The 22,388-nt window shown below is 68.7% G+C and carries 20 protein-coding genes and 1 tRNA gene; 10 read left to right on the top strand and 11 right to left on the bottom strand.

All coding sequences use genetic code 11. The features are described from left to right. Positions 1-33 precede the first annotated feature (33 nt). Both BDD16_RS17550 and BDD16_RS17545 read right to left on the bottom strand, forming a co-directional pair. Positions 34-1,950 (bottom strand): bifunctional diguanylate cyclase/phosphodiesterase, encoded by a 1,917-nt coding sequence (locus tag BDD16_RS17550; RefSeq protein WP_179635124.1) that lies wholly within the window; start codon positions 1,948-1,950, stop codon positions 34-36. 22 nt (positions 1,951-1,972) lie between these two features. Continuing rightward, entirely contained in the window at positions 1,973-2,692 is a 720-nt protein-coding gene (locus BDD16_RS17545) for a transglutaminase-like cysteine peptidase (RefSeq protein ID WP_179635123.1), read from the bottom strand. A gap of 229 nt (positions 2,693-2,921) precedes the next feature. On the opposite strand from BDD16_RS17545, the gene BDD16_RS17540 reads away from it, so the two are divergent. Next, positions 2,922-4,823, top strand: a complete 1,902-nt coding sequence (locus BDD16_RS17540; protein WP_310732774.1) for a TolC family outer membrane protein — start codon at positions 2,922-2,924, stop codon at positions 4,821-4,823. Between the two features lie 188 nt (positions 4,824-5,011). Here BDD16_RS17540 and BDD16_RS17535 read toward each other — a convergent pair. From BDD16_RS17535 to BDD16_RS17515, 5 genes are all read right to left on the bottom strand, one after another. Then, a tRNA-Ser gene (locus tag BDD16_RS17535) sits at positions 5,012-5,101 on the bottom strand. Between the two features lie 47 nt (positions 5,102-5,148). Next, positions 5,149-6,288, bottom strand: a complete 1,140-nt coding sequence (locus BDD16_RS17530; RefSeq protein WP_179635122.1) for a branched-chain amino acid ABC transporter substrate-binding protein — start codon at positions 6,286-6,288, stop codon at positions 5,149-5,151. 194 nt (positions 6,289-6,482) lie between these two features. Then, positions 6,483-6,812, bottom strand: a complete 330-nt coding sequence (locus BDD16_RS17525) for a hypothetical protein (RefSeq protein ID WP_179635121.1) — start codon at positions 6,810-6,812, stop codon at positions 6,483-6,485. Beyond that, complete coding sequence (locus BDD16_RS17520) at positions 6,809-7,240, bottom strand: DNA polymerase III subunit chi (protein ID WP_179635120.1); 432 nt, start codon at positions 7,238-7,240, stop codon at positions 6,809-6,811. The genes BDD16_RS17525 and BDD16_RS17520 overlap by 4 nt, the downstream gene beginning before the upstream one ends. A gap of 9 nt (positions 7,241-7,249) precedes the next feature. Beyond that, the gene (locus BDD16_RS17515) at positions 7,250-8,713 is read right to left on the bottom strand and encodes a leucyl aminopeptidase (protein ID WP_179635119.1); all 1,464 of its coding nucleotides are present in this window, start codon (positions 8,711-8,713) and stop codon (positions 7,250-7,252) included. 27 nt (positions 8,714-8,740) lie between these two features. On the opposite strand from BDD16_RS17515, the gene lptF reads away from it, so the two are divergent. The 9 genes from lptF (at position 8,741) to BDD16_RS17470 (ending at position 17,007) form a co-directional block, all read left to right on the top strand. Then, positions 8,741-9,796, top strand: a complete 1,056-nt coding sequence (gene lptF / locus BDD16_RS17510; RefSeq protein WP_179635118.1) for an LPS export ABC transporter permease LptF — start codon at positions 8,741-8,743, stop codon at positions 9,794-9,796. A gap of 14 nt (positions 9,797-9,810) precedes the next feature. Then, positions 9,811-10,917 carry an LPS export ABC transporter permease LptG gene (gene lptG / locus BDD16_RS17505; RefSeq protein ID WP_179635117.1) on the top strand — a complete coding sequence of 369 codons (1,107 nt, stop codon included), beginning with the start codon at positions 9,811-9,813 and terminating at the stop codon, positions 10,915-10,917. A 16-nt stretch (positions 10,918-10,933) separates the two neighbouring features. After that, positions 10,934-11,302 (top strand): sirohydrochlorin chelatase, encoded by a 369-nt coding sequence (locus BDD16_RS17500; protein ID WP_179635116.1) that lies wholly within the window; start codon positions 10,934-10,936, stop codon positions 11,300-11,302. Next, a complete protein-coding gene (locus BDD16_RS17495; protein ID WP_179635115.1) occupies positions 11,299-12,264 on the top strand; it encodes a CysB family HTH-type transcriptional regulator in 966 nt (321 codons plus the stop codon). The genes BDD16_RS17500 and BDD16_RS17495 overlap by 4 nt, the downstream gene beginning before the upstream one ends. A gap of 52 nt (positions 12,265-12,316) precedes the next feature. Further along, a complete protein-coding gene (locus tag BDD16_RS17490) occupies positions 12,317-13,498 on the top strand; it encodes a pyridoxal phosphate-dependent aminotransferase (protein WP_179635114.1) in 1,182 nt (393 codons plus the stop codon). Between the two features lie 87 nt (positions 13,499-13,585). Then, positions 13,586-14,374 (top strand): oxepin-CoA hydrolase, alternative type, encoded by a 789-nt coding sequence (locus BDD16_RS17485; RefSeq protein WP_375139082.1) that lies wholly within the window; start codon positions 13,586-13,588, stop codon positions 14,372-14,374. 29 nt (positions 14,375-14,403) lie between these two features. Beyond that, positions 14,404-15,111, top strand: a complete 708-nt coding sequence (locus tag BDD16_RS17480; RefSeq protein ID WP_179635113.1) for a histidine phosphatase family protein — start codon at positions 14,404-14,406, stop codon at positions 15,109-15,111. 35 nt (positions 15,112-15,146) lie between these two features. Beyond that, positions 15,147-15,851 carry a Crp/Fnr family transcriptional regulator gene (locus tag BDD16_RS17475; RefSeq protein WP_179635112.1) on the top strand — a complete coding sequence of 235 codons (705 nt, stop codon included), beginning with the start codon at positions 15,147-15,149 and terminating at the stop codon, positions 15,849-15,851. A 37-nt stretch (positions 15,852-15,888) separates the two neighbouring features. Next, positions 15,889-17,007 (top strand): phosphotransferase, encoded by a 1,119-nt coding sequence (locus BDD16_RS17470; protein ID WP_179635111.1) that lies wholly within the window; start codon positions 15,889-15,891, stop codon positions 17,005-17,007. Between the two features lies 1 nt (position 17,008). Here the strand turns inward: BDD16_RS17470 and BDD16_RS17465 are convergent, their stop codons facing one another. The 4 genes from BDD16_RS17465 to BDD16_RS17450 all read right to left on the bottom strand — a co-directional run bounded on the left by BDD16_RS17465 (position 17,009) and on the right by BDD16_RS17450 (position 22,386). Then, entirely contained in the window at positions 17,009-17,821 is an 813-nt protein-coding gene (locus BDD16_RS17465; RefSeq protein ID WP_179635110.1) for a hypothetical protein, read from the bottom strand. A gap of 84 nt (positions 17,822-17,905) precedes the next feature. Beyond that, positions 17,906-18,703, bottom strand: a complete 798-nt coding sequence (locus tag BDD16_RS17460; RefSeq protein WP_179635109.1) for a transglutaminase family protein — start codon at positions 18,701-18,703, stop codon at positions 17,906-17,908. A 51-nt stretch (positions 18,704-18,754) separates the two neighbouring features. Further along, a complete protein-coding gene (locus BDD16_RS17455) occupies positions 18,755-19,744 on the bottom strand; it encodes a transglutaminase family protein (RefSeq protein WP_179635108.1) in 990 nt (329 codons plus the stop codon). Continuing rightward, complete coding sequence (locus tag BDD16_RS17450; RefSeq protein WP_179635107.1) at positions 19,735-22,386, bottom strand: circularly permuted type 2 ATP-grasp protein; 2,652 nt, start codon at positions 22,384-22,386, stop codon at positions 19,735-19,737. The genes BDD16_RS17455 and BDD16_RS17450 overlap by 10 nt, the downstream gene beginning before the upstream one ends. Positions 22,387-22,388: the final 2 nt, after the last annotated feature.

Genomic DNA, 22,388 nt, shown 5'->3' with positions numbered 1-22,388 from the left:
CGGGGCGGCTTTCCTGTTGTGGGCAGGTCGGTTTCAGCCCGCTTCGGGCAGTTTCACGGCAGGTCCGGTGACCCCGTCCACACCGCAGGCCCACAGCTCCGGCAGGTCCTCGGCGTCCTGCACCCCTTCGACGAACACCTTCAGGCCCACCCCGTGCAGCATCGCCACCGAACTGCGCAGCCAGCTGCGGCGTGCCGTGTCGTGCCGGACCCCGCTCGCCCAGCTCGACGAGATCTTCACGTAGTCGAGCCCGGGCTCCAGCAACAACCCGATCGAGGACAACCGGTCGCCGGCATGCTCCAGCCCCAGGTGCACGCCATGCGGGCGCAGTTGCCGACACAGCTCGACCAGCGCTTCCGGGTGGCGCTCCAGCGCCGATTCGTCCACCTCGACCCACAGATTCCGTGCCGACGCACCGGCCGCCACGATCCGCTCGCGCAGACGCGGCAGGAACTGCGGATGCGCCAGCGACTGCGGTGACAGGTTCACGCCGCGCGGCTTGCCGTCGGACGCGATCGCCGTGACCGCCAGCGCCACGGCCGCCATGTCCACATCGCAGCTCATGCCCGTGCGCAGTGCAAACGGCAGCCAGCGGGCCGCCGGCTCGAAAGGTCCGTTGTTTTCCAGCTGCAGCCGCATGGGGCACTCCATGTGCACCAGATCGCCCATCCGGTCGCTCACGGGGAACTGCATCAGCTGGACCCGTGCCGCCAGCAGCGTCGCCTGCAGCGCCCGGCGCCAGGTGTCCTCACCACCTTGCAACGGCGCGGGCTCCAGCCCGTTCGCGATGTAGACGAAATCGCCCTTGGACTCGGCTTCCGCCAGCCCCATGTCGGCCTTGGCCAGCAGCTCGGTCATCGGCATGCCGATCCGGCACCCGACCGACGACACCACCACCGCGACACCCGGGGTGTCGGCCAGGCACTGGCGCAACCGTTCGAGCAGCTCGACCGCCTGGTCATCGCGCTCGGTGGCATGCGGGTACACCACCGCGAAGTCCGCACCATTGAGCCGACCGAAACAGGTGACCGCCGCCCCGTTCTGGTTCGACTCGCCCAGCGCGTGGGCGATGGAGCGCAGCATCTGGTCGGTGCGCTGGTGGCCCAGCGTGCGGTTGACGTCCGCCAGGCGCCGCACGCGCACCAGCACCAGCTGCGCCGATGCCGACGAGTCCTCGCGGCCCAGGTGCGCCTCGAAACTGGCCAGGAAATGGCGCCGGTGCGAAATACCGGTCAGCGGGTCGCAGCTGGCCTGCACACGCAACTGGTCCACCTGCTCGGCCTGCTCGGAGAAGATCTGGTTGATCCGGGCCACCATCTGGTTCATGGCCTGCGCCACACGGCGCAGCTCGGGCGTGCGGGGCTCCTTCACGCGCACGAAACGGCGCTGGGTCAGGGCATCCGCCTGCTGCACCACCTCGTCGAGCTGCCGCCTCAGACGCCGCACCGCGAGATGGCCCAGCGTCGCAGCAACCAGCCCGATGGCAAAGGTCCACAGCGTGATGCTGACGCAGGCAGACCAGAGTCCCGCGTAGGCGTAGGCCGACTGGCTGACGACCTCGAGCGTGCCGATCTGCGCCCAGCCATTGAGCACCTGCCCCAGACCCGCCGTGGGCCGGATCGGCACCAGGTGGACGAACCACGCAGGAGCCGGGCTCTGAACCTCGCCCGAGACGCGGGAGTACCGTGTCGTTCCATCCGGCGCCCGCAGAATGATGGACTGGTAATGTCCGGTATCAAACTGCGCCGAAATCGCGATCCCGAGCAGTGCCGGATCATCGCCCTGGTGCGACAGAGACAGCGCCAGCGACTGGGCGTTGTCATTGTTTTTCACCGACAACTGGGTTTCCAGCGAATTCCGGGCCGTCCAGACCGACACCAGCACACTTCCGGCGCAGGACAGCAGGATCGTGCCGACGATCAATATCCAGATTTGTCGAATCAGCGACATGCCGACTCCTTTTTTGATTTGTTCACAGGAACCCCTGATCTCTTGCTTTGACCAGCACTTCGCGCCACCGGGACAGGCGCGCCACAGCGTCGCCAGCCCCCGGGCCCTGGGTCCCTTGCCAGAGACCTTCCGAATTGAAACTGAACACCGGAATGAGGTCCGGGCGCCGGGACGCTGGCCGGATGTCCCCGATCAGGTTGTCCAGGATGAGCGGATCCGCGCCGGAACTCGGGTAGTACGCCAGCACCATGTGCGCCTGCTGCAACGAAGCCTGTCCACCGAAAATGGCCTTGACGTAGACGAGACGCAGGCGCGTCGGCGGCATGCCCGAAGCGATGAGGGAGAAATACTTGCCGATCGCGTAATCCTCGCAATCCCCCTGTCCCTTTTCCATGAATTCGAGGGGACTGGCCCAGTAATCGATCTGGCCCCACGTCTCGATGTCTTCGCGAAACAGCAGGCGCCGGTTGAAGAACTGGTTGATGGCCTGCAGGCGGATGTCGTCGTCCTGGCGCGACACCTGGTGAATCATCTCGTTCAGCGACTGCGCCAGGTGGAGCGTCTGGCCGCCATGCCGGGTGGCCAATTGCAACAGGCGGTCGGCCTCCCACGCCAGCGCCACAGCAGGCACGACGCACAAACCGGTCACCAACAGGATCCAGGTGAACCAGGCGCGTGTCCAGACACCCCCCTTGCTGGGGGGTACTGTTACAGACCGTGACACAGGTACAACAACGCGCATGGGGACGTTGTCGGCACGATGTGGACCAAACCGTAGCCTTCCTTCAAGAATTGCGACGGTAGGCACAACTGAGCGCGATTTAGTACGCAGATGACTTGGACGCGCCATCCGTGGTGTGGAATACTCAGACGAAGGTATCCGCGGGCGAGACAGCAAAATAGCCGTCGGAAGTACACCCTTCATCCACGGGTCTCCCGGGAGTGACCATCGGACGTGACAAACGGTAGATGTGTCTATTCCGGAGGCCAGCGCAAGGATCAATGAAACAATGAATAAGGCAGCCTCTCCTCTCGTCGTCGGCCTGATCGCCTTGGCATGTCAGGTTGCGTTTGCGCAATCGACCGACCCGCTCAAGGACACGGTGCAACGCGCGATTTCCACCAACCCCGAGGTGACCGCGAAACTCAATGCGTTCCGGGCAGCGGTCGATGAAGTCGATGTGGCCCGCGGCGCGTACTACCCGCGGGTGGACCTGAATGCCGAAGCCAACCGGACGCGAGACCGCATCGGCTCGACCAACCAGTCCATGACCAGCACCGGCGTGGCGCTGTCGGCCACGCAACTGCTCTGGGATGGCTTCGCGACCATGAACCAGGTCGATCGGCTCGGCCACGCCCGTCTGGTGCGCTACTTCGAGTTCATCGATGCCAGCGAGCAGGTCGCCCAGGAAAGCGTGCGCGCCTATGCGGACGTCCAGCGTGCACGCCGTCTGGTCAAGCTCGCGGAAGACAACTACGTGCAGCACCGCCACGTGACGGAGCAGAGCCAGTCCCGCGTGCGGGCTGGCGTGGGCCGCGGTGTCGACCTGGAACAGGCAGCGGCGCGCCTGGCGCTGGCAGAGTCGAATCTCTCCACCGAAACCTCCAACCTGCACGATGTGACCGAGCGCTATCGACGCATAGTCGGATCGCTTCCGCCGGTGGATCTGCCGCCCGCAGCAGGCCTGGAGAAGGGCCTGCCCACCTCGCCGACAGCCCTGCTGGAGCTGACTGCCAAACGCAGCGCCAGCATTGCCGCCGCGGTCGAAAATCTCCGTGCCGCCCAGTCCCAGTCACGCGAGAAGGAGGGCAACCTGTACCAGCCGCGGGTGGAAGCCCGTGTCCGCGCCGCCGCAGGCAACAATCTGGACGGCGTGCTGGACCAGAAACGCGACACCACGGCCGGTCTGGCCCTGAACTGGAACCTGTACAACGGCGGGTCGGACAAGGCGCGCGTGCGGCAGGCCGCCAACCTGCTCAACCAGGCAGCCGATACCCGGGACAAGGCCTGCCGTGATGCACGCCAGACGGCGGCCATCGCCTACCACGATGTGCAGAAGTTGACCGAGCAGCTCAGCTACCTGGACCGGCATGTCCTGTCGAGCGAAAAAGTGCGGGACGCCTACCGCCAGCAATTCGACATCGGTCAGCGCACCCTGCTGGATCTGCTGAATTCGGAAAATGAACTCTACGGCGCACGTCGTGCCTACACCAACGCAGAACTGGATCTGGTCATCGCCAAGGCGCGCACGCATGCCGCCGCCAGCAGTCTGGTCGCGGCACTGGGTCTGACACGCGCGGGCACCAACGAGGACGACATCGCCGAAGGCCGTTACTGGCAAGCCGGTGACGACGCTGCGGCGCGCTGTCCGATCAGCGCCACGGATCTGGCCTTGACATCGAAGGCCGATCTGGATGCCCGCGCCCGTCAACAGACCTCGACGCTGGCCCCGATTGCAGCCGCCGCCAGCCCGACCGTGAGCGCACTGCCGGCATCCCGCTCCGCTCCGGTACCGGCATCCACGGCCGATGCGGGAAGTACCACCCCCGTGTCCCAACGCCTGCTGGACTGGGTCGGAGCATGGACAGCCAAGGACGTGACCCGTTACCTGAGCTTCTACGATCCGAAATTCCAGCCGGCCGGCGTCCCCCGGGCGGTGTGGTTTGCCAATCGCACCAAGCTGCTCAAGAAGGATGGCGCAGTCGAGTTGAAGATCGCCAACGTCCAGCGCCGCACCGTGTCGCCGGACACGGTGGAAACCAAGTTCGAACAGCACTACTCGTCCAAGGATTTCACGGACAAGAGTCAGAAAACGCTGACCTGGAAACGCCGTGGATCGGACTGGTACATCGTCAAGGAAAGCAATCGCTGAACTTGCGTCTGGCCGGCGTCTGACCGGCGACCGTCAGGTCCTGTGCAACGAATAAAAAGAGGTGCCCGCAAGGCGCCTCTTTTTTCTGCACCGTGCAGCCAAGACAGTCCCAAAAGAAAAAGCCTCGCCAGATTGGATCTGCGAGGCTTTTTGGTTGCCTGTGTCTGTGTGACTCAGGCTATATATCTTGGCGGAGAGGGCGGGATTCGAACCCGCGGTGGGGATTAACCCACACACGCTTTCCAGGCGTGCGACTTAAACCGCTCATCCACCTCTCCGGAAAGACAGCAACTATAGCAGCAATTCCTGAGAAAGTGAATACCGATCAGCGCACGACGGCGATCTGCTCGCGGTTGCCGCCCTTGTAGGTGAACATCGTCAGCGCGCCGTTCTTCACGTCGCCCTTCTCGTCGAAACTGATGTTGCCCGTCACGCCCTTGTAGCCCGCCGTCTTCGCCAGCACCGGCAGGTACTTCGCCGGATCGCTCGACCCCGCCTTCTCCATCGCCGCCACCATCACGTTCAGCGCGTCGTACACGTACGGTGCGTAGATCTGCACGTCCGCGTTGAACTTCGTCTTGAAGCGTGCCTTGAAGTCTTCCATGCCCTTCTTCTGCTCGCCTTCGACGCCGCCCGCTTCCGCGCACACGACCTGGCCATCGTCCATCGCGCCGCCCGACAGCTTCGGCAGCTCGCCCGAGCAGATGCCGTCGCCGCCCATGAACTTCGCCTTGATGCCCAGCTGCTTCATCTGGCGGATCATCGGGCCCGCCACCGCGTCCATGCCGCCGAAGAACACGATGTCCGGCTTCTTGGCCTTCAGGTTGGTCAAGATCGCGGTGAAGTCCGTCGCCTTGTCGTTCGTGAACTCGCGTGCCACCGTCTTGCCGCCCGCGCCCTTCACGCCCTTCTCGAACTCGTCGGCCACGCCCTGGCCATACGCCGTGCGGTCATCGATCACCGCGATCGACTTGCCCTTCAGCTCCTTGGCGGCGTAGCGGCCCAGCGTGCCACCCAGGTGCACGTCGTCCGCCACCACGCGGAACGTCGTCTTGAAGCCCTGGCGCGTGAACTTCGGGTTCGTCGCCGACGGCGAGATCTGCGGAATGCCCGCGTCGCTGTAGATCTTCGACGCCGGGATCGAGGTGCCCGAGTTCAGGTGACCCACCACGCCGACGACCTTCGAGTCCACCAGCTTCTGCGCTGCGGCCGTGCCCTGCTTCGGGTCACCACCGTCGTCTTCGGCCAGCAGTTCGAACTTGACCTTCTTGCCACCGATCGACACGCCCTTGGCGTTGAGTTCGTCGATCGCCATGCGCGCGCCGTTCTCGTTGTCCTTGCCCAGGTGGGCAATGCCGCCGCTGGTCGGGCCCACATGGCCGATCTTGACCACTTCCTGGGCGCTGACCTGGGTGACCGCTGCAAAAGCAACTGCGGCGATGACGACGTTGAGCTTGTGATTCATGGAATGGAACTCCAGTTTCTGGAACAAGGTAAATGACCCGCCGACGACAGGCTTGAACAACTCAGCCGCGGAACTTACCCGAAATCGGCAGGCACCTCCAGCGGGCCGGACCTCGAATCGGGAAAGTCCTCAGATAACGTCTGACCCATGTACCGGGTGCACAGCGGACGTCGATCAGACCGTCTGTTAAGAATTCAGGGTGCGCGGGACTGCGCCAGCTCCCGGGCCACGGCCTGGCGCACGGCATCGGCCAACCCGGATGACAACTCGGCCCGCAGCGCCGGGATCAGCCCCTCCACCAGTTGCTCCAGCAACAGCGGCAGACAGGCCCGCAATCCGGATTCGAGCAGCGCATCCGCTCTGGCCTGCACGTCGCCCAGGATCTGCAAGGCCAGGCGTTCCTCGTCGATCGAAGACTCGATCGGTACAACCGGGACCGCCAGGGACACCGCCAGATCGGAAGGTCGAACCACCTCGGTCAAGGTCGGCACGTCGTCCGGCGGGGCTCTCGGCGGCACGGTCATCCGCCCACCTCGTGGCGCTCGATCGGGCAACCTTCGGCGCTGTACTGGCGCCAGCGGCCACGGGCTCCATCCCGGTCGAAGTCATCTCGCCCGACCACCTCGATGACCCGCGCATACTGCCCGTAGGCCTGCGGCACGTCCCGACCAAGGTTGACCAGCACCTCGTGCCCGAACCGGGCACTGTGACCCGTCGTCAGCAGCACCGGCGTGGATTGCAGGCGGGCGGGCAGTTCGTTCACCGATGGCCCGCGCCAGTGCGGGATGAACTCCAGCGCCTCGAAGGTCCACAGCAGCCGGTCCAGTTCGGCCAGTTGCGCCGACTCGCCTGTCACCACCACCCGGGCGCCCGCCCGGTAGGCCTTGCGCAGCAACCGGCAGGTGTAGGCCCGCCGGTCCGGCACGTTGAAATGGAAGGCAACCGCCGTCATGCCGACCGATCAGCCTGCCTGACCCAGGAGGTAGTGCGTCAGCAGCGGCACAGGCCGGCCCGTGCCCCCCTTCGCGGCACCGGAACGGAACGCCACACCGGCGACATCCAGATGCGCCCAGCGGTACTGCCCCGTGAAACGCTGCAGGAACTTCGCTGCCGTGATCGCGCCACCCGCACGGGCACCGATGTTGGGAATGTCGGCGAAGTGGCTCTTCAGGCCCTCGTCGTACTCCTCGTCCAGCGGCATGCGCCAGGCGGTGTCGTGCGAGGTGCGCCCGGCCTGCAGCAGTGCGTCGGCCAGCGCGTCGTCCGGGCTGAAGAGGCCGGCGTGCTGGAAGCCCAGACCGATGATGATCGCGCCGGTCAGCGTGGCGATGTCGATGACGGCCGCCGGCTTGAAGCGCTCGGCGTAGGTCAGCGCGTCGCACAGGATCAGGCGCCCTTCCGCGTCGGTGTTGAGGATCTCGATGGTCTTGCCGGACATCGAGGTCACCACATCGCCCGGCTTGATGGCACGGCCGTCGGGCATGTTCTCGCAGGTCGGGATCAGGCCGACCACGTTGATCTTCGGCTTGAGTTCGGCGATCGCACGGAAGGTGCCCAGCACGCTGGCGGCGCCGCCCATGTCGAACTTCATCTCGTCCATCTCGGCCGACGGCTTGATCGAGATGCCGCCGGTGTCGAAGGTGATGCCCTTGCCGACCAGCACGGTCGGCGCGTCCTTCTTGCCGGCGCCCTGGTAGCGCAGCACGATGAACTTCGGCGGCTCCTCGGAACCCTGCGCGACGGCGAGGAAGGCGCCCATGCCGAGCTTCTCGATGTCCTTGCGGTCCAGCACCTCGACCTTGAGTCCGTGCTGCTCCTTGCCCAGCGCACGGGCATGGTCGGCCAGCATCGACGGCGTGCAGTGGTTGCCCGGGCGGTTGGCGACTTCGCGGGCCAGCGTGCTGCCGGCCGCGATGGCACGGCCGCGGGCCAGGCCAGCGTCGGCATCGGCCTGGGCCGCCTCGCCGCAGACGAGGTCCAGCCGCGCCCACTTCGGCGCCTCGGCCGCGCTCGGCTTGGTGTGGCGGTAGACGTAGACGGCATCCTGAGCGACACAGACGGCGGCTTCGGCCATCGCGGCATCCGGCTCGCCCGCACCGGCCCAGACCAGCGCCGCGCGCTCCGCGCCGCTGCCCTTCAGCAGCCCGAAGGCCGCGCCCAGCGCCTTGCGCCAGGCCTTGCCGCCGGCATCGGCCGCCACGGCGACGACCAGACGCGGCGCCTTCAGGCCGGAGGGCCGGTGGATGTAGAGGGTGCGTCCGGCCTTGAGCGCCAGATCGCCCTGCGCGACCGCGTCGTCGACCAGCTTGCGCACCGCCGCCGGCAGACGCCAGGCGTCCGTCTCGGGGGGCACGATGACCACCAGTGCATCGGTGACCAGCTTCGAATAATCCTGCGTTGCCGCCGTGAGTGTTTGAACGTCCATAATTCCGCGCTGCTCCTAGACTTTCAGATGTTATTCGATTCCACCCTGCGCAAAGAGTTGTCCCGCAGCTTCGGCGGCACCCTGGTGGTCATCCTGACCATCGTGCTGACGATGATGCTGATCCGTGTCCTGGGCATGGCCGCCGGGGGAGAGGTCTCGCCGCAGGACGTCGTGCTGCTGCTGGGCTACACCGCGCTGGGGCATCTGCCGACGATGCTGAGCCTGTCGCTGTTCATCGCGGTGGTCTCCACGCTCACGCGGCTCTACCGGGACAGCGAGATGGCCGTCTGGTTCAGCAGCGGGTTGTCGCTCGGGCGCTTCGTGCAGCCGGTGCTGCGCTTCTCGGCGCCCGTGCTGGTGGCGGTCGCCGCGCTGATGCTGGTGGTGTGGCCCTGGGCGAACCGGAACACGGTCGACCTGCGCGCCCGCTACGAGCAACGCTCCGACCTGTCTCGGGTGGCACCAGGACAGTTCCAGTCCTCGGGTGACGGCAAGCGGGTGTTCTTCCTCGACAAGCAGACCGGTGACAGCGCCACCGGCCACCACATCTTCATCCTCGACCAGCGCGAGGGCCGCGAGTCGGTGACCACCGCACAAGCCGGCCGGATCGAACCAGGCGGCGAAGGCGGCCGCCGGCTGGTGCTGAACAACGGCGCCCGCACCGACCTGGACATCACTGGCGGCACACGCACGATCTCGCGCTTCGACCAGTACGAGGTGCGCATCGGCGAGAAGGCGATGGCGCAGTTGCAGGAGCGCCCGCCCAAGGCGCTCGACACGCTCGACCTGCTCCGTGCGCCCAGCCTGCGGGCGCAGGGGGAACTGGTCTGGCGGGCCGGCATGGTGCTGGCCGCGTTCAACCTGCTGCTGTGGGGCATCGGGCTGGCCTCCGGCGGGTCGCGGGGCGGCAACAACTGGGTGCTGCTGGTGGCGCTGCTGGGCTTTGTCGTGTATTTCAACCTGATCAACCTCAGCCAGGCCTGGGTCGGCACCGGCAAGTCCGGGGCGGCCACGGCACTCGCGGGCCTGCATGGCGGCCTGCTGCTGGGCGCGCTGGGCCTGCTGCGCTGGCGCATGCGCTGACCCGGACTCCCTTCATGCGCACCATTCGCCGCCTCCTCTACCGCGAGATCCTCGGCGCCACCGGTTTCGTGATGCTCGCCTTCCTCGGCCTGTTCCTGTTCATCGACCTGGTCGGCGAGCTCGACAACGTGGGCAAGGGGGGCTACACGCTCGCCCAGGCCCTGCTGGTCTGCGCACTGCAGGTGCCGGGCCATGTCTACGAACTGGCCCCCATCGGCGTGCTGATCGGCGCCATCTATGCGCTGGCACGGCTGGCGCAGTCGAGCGAGTTCACCATCCTGCGCACCGGCGGACTCGGCCCCGGTCTGGCACTGAAGCTGCTGGCCCAGCTGGGCCTGGCGATGGCCGCCGTCACCTTCCTCGTCGGCGACTTCGTGGCGCCCTGGTGCGACACGCAGGCGACGGTGCTGGAATCGATCCGCAAGGGCCGCCTCGACACCGAGCGCGGCGGCGTCTGGCTGCGCGACAGCCGGATGGCCGAAGACGGCGAGCACCGCTACACCCTCAACGTGGGCATCGCCCGCGACAACGGCGCGGTCGAGAAGGTCCGGATCTTCGAGTTCGGCCCCAAGGGCGAGCTGCGTACCCGCACCACCGCCGCACGCGCCACCATCGGCACCGATGGCGTCTGGCAGCTCGACGACGTGCGCATCTCGCAGTGGTCCGCCGACAGCACGCCCTCGCTTGCACCGGACCAGACGCTCGACCACCTGCGCTGGCCATCCGGCCTGACGCGGCAGGTGGTGGCCTCGGCGGTGCTGCCGCTGCACACCATGTCCACCATGGCGCTCTACACCTACATGACCCACCTGGCCGAGAACGACCAGTCCGCCCAGCGCTACGAGATCAAGTTCTGGAAGAAGGCGCTCTACCCGCTGGCCTGCCTCGTGATGATGGCACTGGCGCTGCCCTTCGCCTACCTGCACGCCCGCTCCGGCGGCCTCTCGCTCAAGGTGTTCGGCGGCATCCTGCTGGGCATCAGCTTCGTGCTGCTCAACAACGTCACCGGCCACCTCGGGCTGCTCCACCAATGGACGCCGTGGCTGGCGGCCAGTCTCCCCAGCGTGCTGTACCTGCTGATGTCGCTCGGCGCCTTCAGCTGGCTGGTGCGCTACCGCTGAACCAGGAACCCTCCCCATGCACGGCATCCTCCTCTTCGCCCACGGCGCCCGCGACCCTGCCTGGGCCACCCCCTTCCACACGATCGCCGCGCACATGCGCCAGGAATCCGGCGGGCGCCCCGTCGCCCTCGCCTTCCTGGAGCTGATGACGCCCAACCTCGAAGCCGGCGTGGCCGAGCTGGCCGCGCAGGGCTGCACCGCCGTCACGGTGGTGCCGCTGTTCCTCGGCGCGGGCGGCCATGTCCGGCGCGACCTGCCGCTGCTGCTCGACAGCGCCCGTGCGCACTTCCCCGGCGTGGAGATCGCCACGACGGCTGCGATCGGCGAGCTGGACGCCGTGACGCTGGCCATCGCCCGCGCGGCGCTGACGCTGCTGCCGGCATGAACCTGCACCAGTTCCGCTTCGTGCAGGAGGCGGCGCGCCGCAACCTCAACCTCACCGAGACCGCCAAGGCCCTGCACACCTCGCAGCCGGGCATCTCCAAGGCCATCCTGGAGCTGGAGGAAGAGCTGGGCGTGGACATCTTCGCCCGCCACGGCAAGCGCCTGCGCCGCGTCACCGAGCCGGGCCGCCAGGTGCTGACCTCGATCGAGATCATCATGCGCGAGGTCGCCAACCTGCGGCGCATCGGCGAGGACTACTCGCGCCAGGAGGCCGGCACGCTCTCCATCGCCGCGACCCACACCCAGGCCCGCTACGTGCTGCCGACCCCCGTGGCCGCCTTGCGCACCCGCTACCCCAAGGTCGCGGTCAGCCTGCACCAGGGCACGCCCGAGCAGGTCGCGCAGATGATCCTCGACGACTCGGCCGAGATCGGCATGGCCACCGAGCGCCTGACGCAGTACGACGATCTGGTCACGCTGCCCTGCTACGAGTGGCGCCATGTCGTGGTCGTGCCGGCGGCGCACCCGCTGGCGCGTGTCGAGCGGCTGACGCTGGAGCAGATCGCCGCCGAGCCGCTGATCAGCTACCACCCGTCCTTCACCGGGCGGTCCAAGATCGACGCCGCCTTCGAGCAGCGCCAGCTGAAGCCGAACTTCGTGCTGGAGGCCATCGACTCGGACGTGATCAAGACCTACGTGCGGCTCGGGCTGGGCGTGGGCATCGTCGCCGAGATGGCGGTGGCGGACGACCCGCTGTGCGCGCCGGGCGGTGACCTGATCGCCCGTCCGGTCGGGCACCTGTTCGGGCCGAACGTGGCGCGCATCGCCTTCAAGCGCGGCGCCTACCTGCGCAACTTCGTCTACACCTTTGCCGAGCTGCTCTCCGACCAGCTCACCCGCCCGCTGATCGAGCGCGCCATGCTCGGCCTCGCCGCCGACCGACCCGCCAGCGACGGACTCTGACCCACCCCCACCGTCATGCCCGCGCAAGCGGGCACCCACGCGAGCCACCCCAATGACCGCCACCGCCCGCACCCCCGCCGTCACCAGCCGCCTGCCGCAAGTCGGAACGACCATCTTCACCGTGATGTCAGCCCTCGCGACTCAGTGCGGCGCGGTCAACCTCGGCCAGGGCTTCCCGGACTTCGACGGCGACCCGCGCCTGATGCAGGCGGTCAAGGACGCGCTGGACGCCGGCCACAACCAGTACCCGCCGATGACCGGCATCCCTGCGCTGCGCGAGGCCATCGCCGCCAAGGTCGAGGCGCTCTACGGCCACCGCTACGACCCCGCCACCGAGGTCACAGTCACAGCGGGCGCCACGCAGGCCATCATCACCGCCGTCCTGGCGCTCGTGCACCCGGGCGACGAGGTCATCGTGCTGGACCCGTGCTACGACAGCTACGAGCCGAGCATCGTGCTGGCCGGCGCCACCCCCGTGCATGTGCCGCTGACGGCCGGCACCTTCCGCCCCGACTTCGCCGCCATCACCGCCGCGATCACGCCGAAGACCCGCGCGATCCTGGTCAACACCCCGCACAACCCGACCGGCACCGTCTGGACCGCCGCCGAGCAGCAGCAGCTCGCCGACCTGCTCCGGCCGACCGAGATCCTGCTGCTGTCCGACGAGGTCTACGAGCACATGGTCTACGACGGCGCCGCCCACCTCAGCGTCGCCAGCCACCCCGAACTCGCCGCCCGCAGCGTGCTCATCTCCAGCTTCGGCAAGACCTACCACGTCACCGGCTGGAAGGTCGGCTTCGTCGCCGCACCCGCGCCGCTGATGGCCGAGTTCCGCAAGGTCCACCAGTTCAACGTCTTCACGGTCAACACGCCGATGCAGCACGCGCTGGCCGCCTACATGGCCGATCCGGCGCCCTACCTGGAGCTTGGCGCCTTCTACCAGCGCAAGCGCGACCTGTTCCGCGCCGGACTGGCCGGGACGGGGCTGCGGCTGCTGCCCTGCGAAGGCACCTACTTCCAGAGCGTGGACTACAGCGGCCTCGCCCCGGAGATCGCCAGCCTCGGCGAAGCCGCGTTCTGCGAGTGGCTCACGCGCGAGGTGGGCGTGGCGGCGATCCCGCTGTCGGCCTTCTACCCGGACGGGCGCGACCAGCAGATCGCCCGGCTGTGCTTCGCCAAACGGGATGAAACGCTGCAGATGGCGCTGGAACGGCTGCGTGCACGCCTCGGCTGAACCGAGGGAAAACACCGACCACGGCGCAACCGTTTGCGACGAAAAGAACGAACGATCGTTCTTTTTTCCATGCCAGAATCTTCGGCGATGTCCACGACCCTGCCCGCCGAACTGCAAATCTCCCGCCACGACAGCACCCTGGTGCTGACGCTGCGCGACCCCGCGTCCCGCAATGCCCTGTCGCCGGCCATTTACGCGGCCGCGATCGCGGCACTGGACGACGCCGCCCGCGACCCGACGCTGCGCGCCATCGTGCTGACCGGCGCGGACGGCCACTTCAGCGGCGGCGGCAACCTGAACCAGCTCGCCGCCGTGCGTGGCCAGCCCGAAGTGCAGGCGGCCCGCGTGGACGCACTGCACGGCTGGATCGCCGCGATGCGGGCGCATCCGCTGCCGGTGATCGCCGCGGTCGAGGGTGCGGCAGCGGGGGCCGGCTGCTCGCTGGCGCTGGCCTGTGACCTGCTCGTCGCCTCGACCACCGCCCGCTTCGGCCTGGCCTACGGCCGCATCGGCGCCTCGCCGGACGGCGGCGCGGTGCAGGCGCTGATGCAGTTGTTGCCGCGCCAGCAGGCGCTGGAGTGGCTGTGGCTGGCGCAGGTGCGCAGCGCGGCGGACCTCCACCGCGCGGGGCTGGTCAATCGCCTGACCGACCCCGGACAGGCACTCGATGAAGCCCTGGCGCTGGCCGCATCCCTGGCGCATTTCGCACCGAACGTGATCGCCTCGGTCAAGCGGCTCTCGGCAGACGCCGCCGCCCTGCCGCTGGCCACCCACCTCGACCGCGAACGCGACGCCTTCATCGCCAACATCAACCACGACAACGGCGGCGAAGGCCTGGCCGCGTGGCGCGAGAAGCGCGCGCCACAGTTCCGCTGACCGACCACGGACCCGGACCCCGACCCGACATGACGCAGACCCCGCTCCCGCGCCGACGCCTCTACCTGATGCGCCACGGCTCCGTCGACTACTTCCTCGACGACGGCACCCCGGTCCCACCCGACACCGTGCCGCTCAACGCCACCGGCCGTGCGCAGGCCGATGCCGCGGGCGCGCTGTTCGCCGCATCGGCGGTCACCTTCGACCGCGTGCTGGTCAGCGGCCTGCCGCGCACGGTGGAGACTGCGCAGCGTGCACTCGCCGCGGCGCGTTCGACCACCACGATCGAGACCGACCCCGCGCTGCAGGAAATCCGCCCCGGCCGTCTGTCCGATCTGCCGCGGGACCAGGTGCGCGACGCCTTCCTCGGCGCCTTCGAAGGCGGTGCCACGCGCGAGGCCGTGGAGCAGCACCGCTTCCTGGGTGGCGAGAGCGTGGGCGAACTGCTCGACCGCTGCCTGCCCGCCTGGACACGCTTCCTGGCGCGCGACGACTGGGACTGCGCGCTGCTGGTGCTGCACGGCGGCGTGAACCGGGCCTTGCTGTCGAGCGCGCTGGCCGGCACACGCGCCTTCTTCGGCCGGATCGAGCAGGCACCGGCCTGCATCAACGTGCTCGACATCGGCGCCGACCACGCGGTCGTGCGCGCGATGAACCTGTCCCCCTCGCAGTGGCTCCACCACCGCGAGCGCCAGACGACGATGGAAAAGCTGCTCGCGCAGTACCTGCGCACGTGAACACCTGAGCACCTGAGAACTGGAACCCTGCCCGCATGACGACGCCCGTCCTGACCCCTGAAGAACGCCAGAACATCGAGTCCGGCTCCTGGTACGCCAAGCTCTCGCCCGCGCTGCGCCAGGACATCCTGAACCGCACCATCATCCGCCGCTACCCGGACGGCGTGCAGGTCGCCACGCGCGGCGCACCACCCGTGGACTGGGTGGGCGTGGCCAGCGGCGCCGTGCGGGTGAGTTCGGTGTCGATGTCGGGCAAGCAGATCACGCTGACCTATGTCGAGCCGGGCACCTGGTTCGGCGACATCGCCCTCTTCGACGGCCTGCCGCGCACCCACGACGCCACCACCCACGGCCCGACCACGCTGCTGATCGTGCGCAAACACGACTTCTTCGACCTGCTGTCGCGCCACGCCGAGCTGGCCGAGGCGCTGCTGCGGCTGAACTGCCGGCGCATGCGGCTGATGTTCGCGTCCTTCGAAGACCTCAACACCAAGCCACTGGCCGCCCGGCTCGCCAAGCAGGTGCTGACGCTGGCCCGCGCCTACGGTGTGCCGCACGGCGAGGAGACCCGCATCGGACTCCAGCTCGCGCAGGAAGATCTGGCCCAGCTCGTCGGTGCCTCCCGGCAGCGCGTCAACCAGGAACTCAAAGGCTTCGAGCGCGAAGGCGCGGTGCGGGTCGAGCCGACGCGGCTGGTCGTGCTCTCGCGCGACAAGCTGCTGGCGATCTCGGAACGCTGAAGCCACCCACTGCATCCCTTCCCAGGAGCACGCTGACATGGACACCCACGCCGCCGCCCAGTCCGGCACCCGCCCGGTCGCCGACGGGCAAGCCTTCGACGTCGCCGCCCTGGAGCGCTGGCTGGCCGAGCGCCTGCCGGGCTTCGCCGGGCCGCTGAGCGTCCGCCAGTTCAAGGGCGGACAGTCGAACCCGACCTACCAGCTCGAAACACCCGGCGCCCTGTACGTGATGCGCGCCAAGCCGGGGCCGGCGGCGAAGCTGCTGCCGTCCGCGCACGCCATCGAGCGCGAGTTCCGCGTGATGAACGCGCTGGCCGCGACCGACGTGCCGGTGGCCCGGATGCACCTGCTGTGCGAGGACGAAAGCGTCATCGGCCGGGCCTTCTACGTGATGGAGCATGTCGCCGGCCGCGTGCTGTGGGACCAGACGCTGCCGGACATGGCGCGCGAGGAACGCAGCGCCATCTACGACGAGATGAACCGCGTCATGGCCGCGCTGCACCGGGTCGATCCAGTCGCCATCGGGCTGGGCGACTACGGCCGCCCGGGCAGCTACTTCGAGCGCCAGACCGCACGCTGGAGCAAGCAGTACCTCGCCTCGGTCACCGACCCGATCCCCGAGATGGACCGGCTGATCGACTGGCTGCCCGCGCACCTGCCGGCCTATGCCCGCGACGACACGCAGGTCGCGATCGCCCACGGCGACTACCGGCTCGACAACCTGATGTTCCACCCGACGGAGCCACGGGTGCTGGCGGTGCTGGACTGGGAGCTGTCGACGCTCGGCCACCCGATCGCCGATTTCAGCTACCACTGCATGGCCTGGCACATCCCGCCGGGCACCTTCCGGGGCATCGGCGGCGTGGATCTGGCGCCGCTGGGGATTCCGTCCGAGGCGGAGTATGTGCAGCGCTATCTGGCGCGGGTCAACGAAGGGCGCAGCGGAGGGCTGACCTCTGAAGCGCTGATGCCCGACTGGGACTACTACCTCGCCTACAACATGTTCCGCATCGCCGCGATCCTGCAAGGCATCGCGCGGCGGGTGGTGGACGGCACCGCGTCCAGCGCGCAGGCGCGGCAGGCCGGTGCCGGGGCACGGCCGATGGCGGAACTGGCGTGGAAACACGCCCTGAAGGCGGGCGCCCGGTCGGTCTGAATCAGAAGGCGATGTCGGTGTGCGGCCCGATCCGGGATGGCATGCCCAGCGCCATCATGTCCGAGTCCATCGGGATCTCCATCACCGAGGGCTCGTCCAGCGGGGACACGTGGACCAGTCGACCGGCAGATGGTCCGCGGGTCGAGACTGCAGACGCCTTGGTCATCAGTTGCCGCGCCGAGGCGGCCGCCGCTTCGGCCAGATGGCATGCGCCGTCCAGCATGGCCTGCTCCGGCACCATGGCTTCGGTGCGCAGGTAGATCCGTCCGCGCAGCGTCATCAGCACCAGCGGTGCGTCGTTGCCGAGCCAGTTGTGGGCTGCGCGGCTGACGCGGCTCAGCAAGTCGCCGTCCAGCCAGCGCTGGGCATGGGGCGGCGAAGACGACAGCATCACGTAGCCGGCCACGGTCGACGGCACCGGCACGCGCTCCAGCATCGACAGCCAGCGCACCTCTTCCGGCAACGTCGCGTCGATGCCGGTCTGGTGGTCCTGCACGAGCGTCTGGTAGGCCTGCGAATCCAGGCGCTGCGCCAGTGAGCGCGACATCAGCAGCATCTCCAGATGCTGCGGCAAGCCCGCCTCGATGCACACGCGCAGTTCCCACTGCGGGATGTACGCGCGCTTGCTCGGACCCCATTCGAGCCGACCGCGGCGGCCCTCCCATTCGAACTCGACCACACGCCCGTCGCCATGGCGGACCCGCTTGAGCCGGTGCCCGCGGGTATCAGCCCACTCGTCGAGCACTTGCGTGTCGGTGGTCGCCTCGGAGCGCGACCCCAGCAGTCGCTGAAAACGTTGCAGGGTTTTGATCATGGCAGTGGCAGCGTCGTTGGAACGGTGAAGTTCACCGGTGCATCCATATCGACGTATGGCCAGAAAAACTGTAGCTGTTCGGAATCAAGCCAGGAGCGCGACCTCGACCGACACCGTCAGCCGCTCGCTGCCCCCGCCACTGCGCACGCCGCGCACCGGTGCGCAGGCCGCATAGTCCGGCCCGACGGCGATCTGCACGTGGCGCTCGTCCACCACGCAGCCATGGGTCACGTCCAGACCGAGCCAGCGCCGCGCCGTCGGGTCCAGGCAGACCTGCGCCCAGGCGTGGCTGGCGAGTTCCGGCGAGCCTGGTGCATGGAAATAGCCGCTGACATAACGCGCCGGCAGGCCCACGGCCCGGCAGGCGGCGACCAGCACGTGGGCCTGGTCCTGACAGACCCCCGCCCCGCCAAGCCAGGCCTCGGCCGCGGTGGTGTTCGCATTGGTGCACCCCGGCTGGTAGCGCACCCGCTCCGCCACGAGCGCAGCCAGCGCCTGCGCCTGCGCCCGACTGCCGTCCACGCCGCGCACAGCCACCAGCGCGCTGCGGCGCAGCGCCTCGTCGGCACGTGCCAGCGTCGATGGCATGAGGTAGAGCCGCGGATCCGGTCCCAGCGGATCGGTCTGCAGCGATTCGCCCAGCGCCTCGACCATCCCGGTGGCCTCGCACTGGAGCATCCGCGCCCCGGCGCCTGCCGTCAGCACATGGCTTTGGTTGCCCCAGGCATCGGTCTGGGCCTGCAGCGGTGTGGCCGACGCGAGCTGCCAGTGGTGGACGATCTGGGTGTCGGTGTGGCGCGGCGTCAGGCACAGCGTCTGGGTGGCGCTGTGCAGGGGCTGGGTGTAGCGGTAATGGGTGCGGTGACGGATCTGATACTTCACGTCCGCATCTTGCAAGACGCGGGCCAAACCGTCACGCCAAATCCCCAGGGCTCAGTCGGAGTCGAACACCGTCTCCAGCGGCTCCACCGTCACCGCCACCCGCGGCACTGCACGCCCGCCACCCCGGATCACGCCCCGCAATGGTGCAACGTCGGCATAGTCGCGCCCCCAGGCCAGCGTGACGTGGTCGGTGCCGGCTGGCACGGCATTGGTCGGATCCAGCGCCACCCAGCCATGCACCGGGCACCAGACCGAGACCCAGGCGTGCGAGGCATCGGCCCCGATCAGGCGCGGCTGTCCGGGCGGCGGACGGGTCAGCAGGTAGCCGCTGACGTAGCGGGCGGCGAGTCCGATCGAGCGCATGGCACCGATCATCACGTGCGCGAAGTCCTGGCAGACGCCCTGGCGCTGGGCCAGCGCCTCCGGGGCCCGCGTGTTGACCGAGGTGGCCAGCGGCTTGTAGGCGAAATACCGGAAGATCAGGTGCATCATCGCCAGCGCCCCTGCCAGCAGCGGCGTGCCCGGCCGGAACACCCGCGTCGCGAACCGCGCCAGCGAGGCCTCGCGCGGGGCATAGGCCGAACCGAGCGTGAACTCCACGGCTTCATCGAACCCCGCGCCGGGCCGGTAGCGCAGGCGCTCGGCCACGGCCTCCCAGGGCGGGCTGGCCCCGGGGTGCAGCGTCGGCAGCGGATCGACCTCGACCACGAAGCTCGACACCACCACCAGCCGGTCGTGCACCCGGGAATGCGAGAAGCTCGCCCGGTGGTTGCCCCAGGGATCGACACTCTGGTGCACGCCGGGCGACACCGTCACATGGCAATCCGACCCGTCGACCGGCCCGTCCGGGTCGTCATCTCCCACATCCGGCTGCGGCGCGACCGACAGTTGCCACTCGCACACGCGCTGCAAGGGCGTTGCACGCGGACGCAGGTGCCCGAGGTGGTGGGCCAGCTCGACCGGCGCGTCGTAGGCGTAGGCGGTTTCGTGGAGAACCCGCAGCGTCACCGCCGCGTCCTCCGGTACAGGAATCACTGCCATACGGTGCGGTCTGCCGGCCCCACATGCGAGAACAGGTGGCGGCTGATTTCGTTGGACAAGCCCAGCACCGAGGTGCAGCAGGTCTGCAGCGCATCGAGCAAGGCGGTGTAGCGGCCGTCGGCGTCGCGGGTGCTCAGGGTTTCGAGCGACCAGTCTTCCGGACGGGGCAGCACGCGCACGATCTGGTCGGCCCAGACCGGATCGTGGCGCGAGAGCTTGCGCAGCCGCTCGCGCAGCGTGCGGGCCACCCAGGCGAGCGAACGCGGGTTGTCGGTGTCCAGCACCACCAGGTGCAGCAGCGGCGGCACCTCGCGCCGGGCCTGGAACTGCGCCCGGTAGGTGATGGTGGAGTCGAACAGCCCGAGCAGCAGCGCGAAGCCGTCGTCCGTGTCGGCCAGGCCCGCCTTGATGCCCGTGGCCAGCGCATTCGCCAGCATGTCCAGCCGCTCGATCTGACGCGCGACGCTGAGCAGGCGCCAGCCGTCGTCGCGGGTCATGCGGTCGGTCTGGGCGCCCGTGATGGCCGCCAGATGCAGCGCAGCCTGGTTGAGCACACCCAGCACATCGCTGAGTGGCTCGTGCCCCTCGCGGGCCTCGATGGCGGTGAGCTGGCGCGAGAACAGCTCGCTCAGGTGCTTGATCAGCCCCCAGTGTTCGGTGGACAGCCGCTCGCGCAGCGCCTCGGCACAGCCGCGCAAGGCCTGCAGGTTGAAGGCGATGCTGGCACCGGCACGCGGGTCACCCATGGCGTGGATCAGGGTGCGCTCGAAGACCCGCGCAGCCTGCCCGGACGGATGCGCCGGCAGCGGCACCACGGCGGGGATCATGCCGTGCCGCACCAGCAGCGCATGCATGACCTGCAGCACGCCGGTGCTGCCGGCCGGCAGCGCCTCCAGCGTCAGCCGCGCCAGCCGCACGGAGTTTTCCGCACGCTCGGTGTAGCGGCCGAGCCAGAACAGGTTCTCCGCTGCGCGGCTGGTGATGACGCGCCGCCAGTCCGCCAGCTCGGCGGGCTCCAGCGGCCGCGGCAGCAAGGTGGTCGCATCGACCTTGCCTTCGGTGAGCACCCAGGTGTCGGTACTGGCCGAGCCCGACTGCATGGACAAGTAGGCATCGGTGCCGCCGCTGCCCTGACCGTCTGCATCGCGCCGGTTGGCCACGCGCGTCAGCCCGCCCGGCAGGACACACCAGCCACCTTCGCCATCCGACATGGCGTAGACCCGCACGACCACTGGCCGCGGCTCCAGCCGCCCGGCCCGCCACACCGGCAGCTCGGAGGGCCGCGCCGGCGCCATGAGCGTGTGCGCGGCCGGATCAGCGTCAATGCGGGCCTCCCACTGGCGCAGCGCCTCCGCGTCCAGTTCGCTGGCCATCACCGGCGCGAAACTCTTGGTCACTGCGCTCGGCGAGAAGGTCGGCACGATCACGAACTCGCGCAGCTTGCGCCGGTTGGCCGCCCAGACGCTGGCCTCGCCGCACCACCAGCTGGTGTGGGCGGGCAGCAGCAGCTCCTCGTCCAGCACCCGTCTGGCCACGCCCGGCCAGAACGCGCTCAGGCCCGGGCTTTCGAGCACGCCCGCCCCTGGCGCATTCGCCACGACCACCTCGCCCGCGCGCACCGCCTGCACCAGCCCGGGCACGCCCAGCGCCGAGTCACCGCGCAGCTCCAGCGGATCGAGCCACTCGTCGTCCACCCGGCGCAGCAGCACGTGCACACGCTCCAGCCCGTGCAGCGTCTTGAGGTAGACCTTCTGGTGGCGCACCGTCAGGTCCGAGCCTTCCACCAGCGTCACGCCGAGGTAGCGCGCCAGGAAGACATGCTCGAAGTAGGTCTCGTTGCGCGGCCCCGGTGTCAGCAGGGCCACGCGCGAGCGCTCGCCGCCTGGGCTGACACGCAACAGCCCGTCCATCAGCGCGCGGAAGGCCGACGCCACGCGCTGCACCTTGAGTTCGCGGAAGGCCTCGGGGAACTGCTGGCCGATGATCAGCCGGTTCTCCAGCAGGTAGCCCAGACCGGACGGCGCCTGCGAGCGGTGGCCGACCACGCGCCACTGCCCGTCGGGCCGGCGCGCCAGATCGAAGGCCACCATCTGCAGCCAGCGCCCGCCGGCGGGTTTCACGCCGTGCATCGGGCGCAGGTACTGCGGGTGGGCCAGCACCAGCGAGGGCGGCAGGAAGCCGTCGTGCAGCAGGTCCTGTTCGCCATAGATGTCCGACAGCACGGCGTCCAGCAGCCGCGCACGCTGCTTCACGCCTGCCTCGATGCGGGTCCATTCCTGCGGGGTGATCAGCAGCGGCAGCAGCTCCAGCGGCCACGAACGCGCGCTGTCGCCGCCTTCGGCGTAGACGTTGTAGGTCGCGCCGTCCTCGCGCACGCGGCGCTGCACGCGGGCGAGGCGTGCGGCCAGATCCAGCCAGCCGGCGGTTCCGTTGGCATTGAAGAAGCGCTCCCACACCGGCGCCAGGTCGAGCGGACCGGCAGCGCCCGGGGAGCCGGTCAGGAAACCGCGCAGCTCGTCACGGTGCCCAGGAGTACCGTGCAAGGCGGACGAGGCCGCCAATACGGCGGCCTCGGGCGCTTCATCGGGGAGAAGACTCGATTGCATCGGCGCATCATGCACCGATGCCGGCTTTTCTGACATGC

Origin of the sequence: Sphaerotilus montanus, assembly GCF_013410775.1 — a bacterium.
Lineage (GTDB): Bacteria > Pseudomonadota > Gammaproteobacteria > Burkholderiales > Burkholderiaceae_C > Sphaerotilus > Sphaerotilus montanus.
This window is presented reverse-complemented; position numbering and strand designations above follow the sequence as displayed.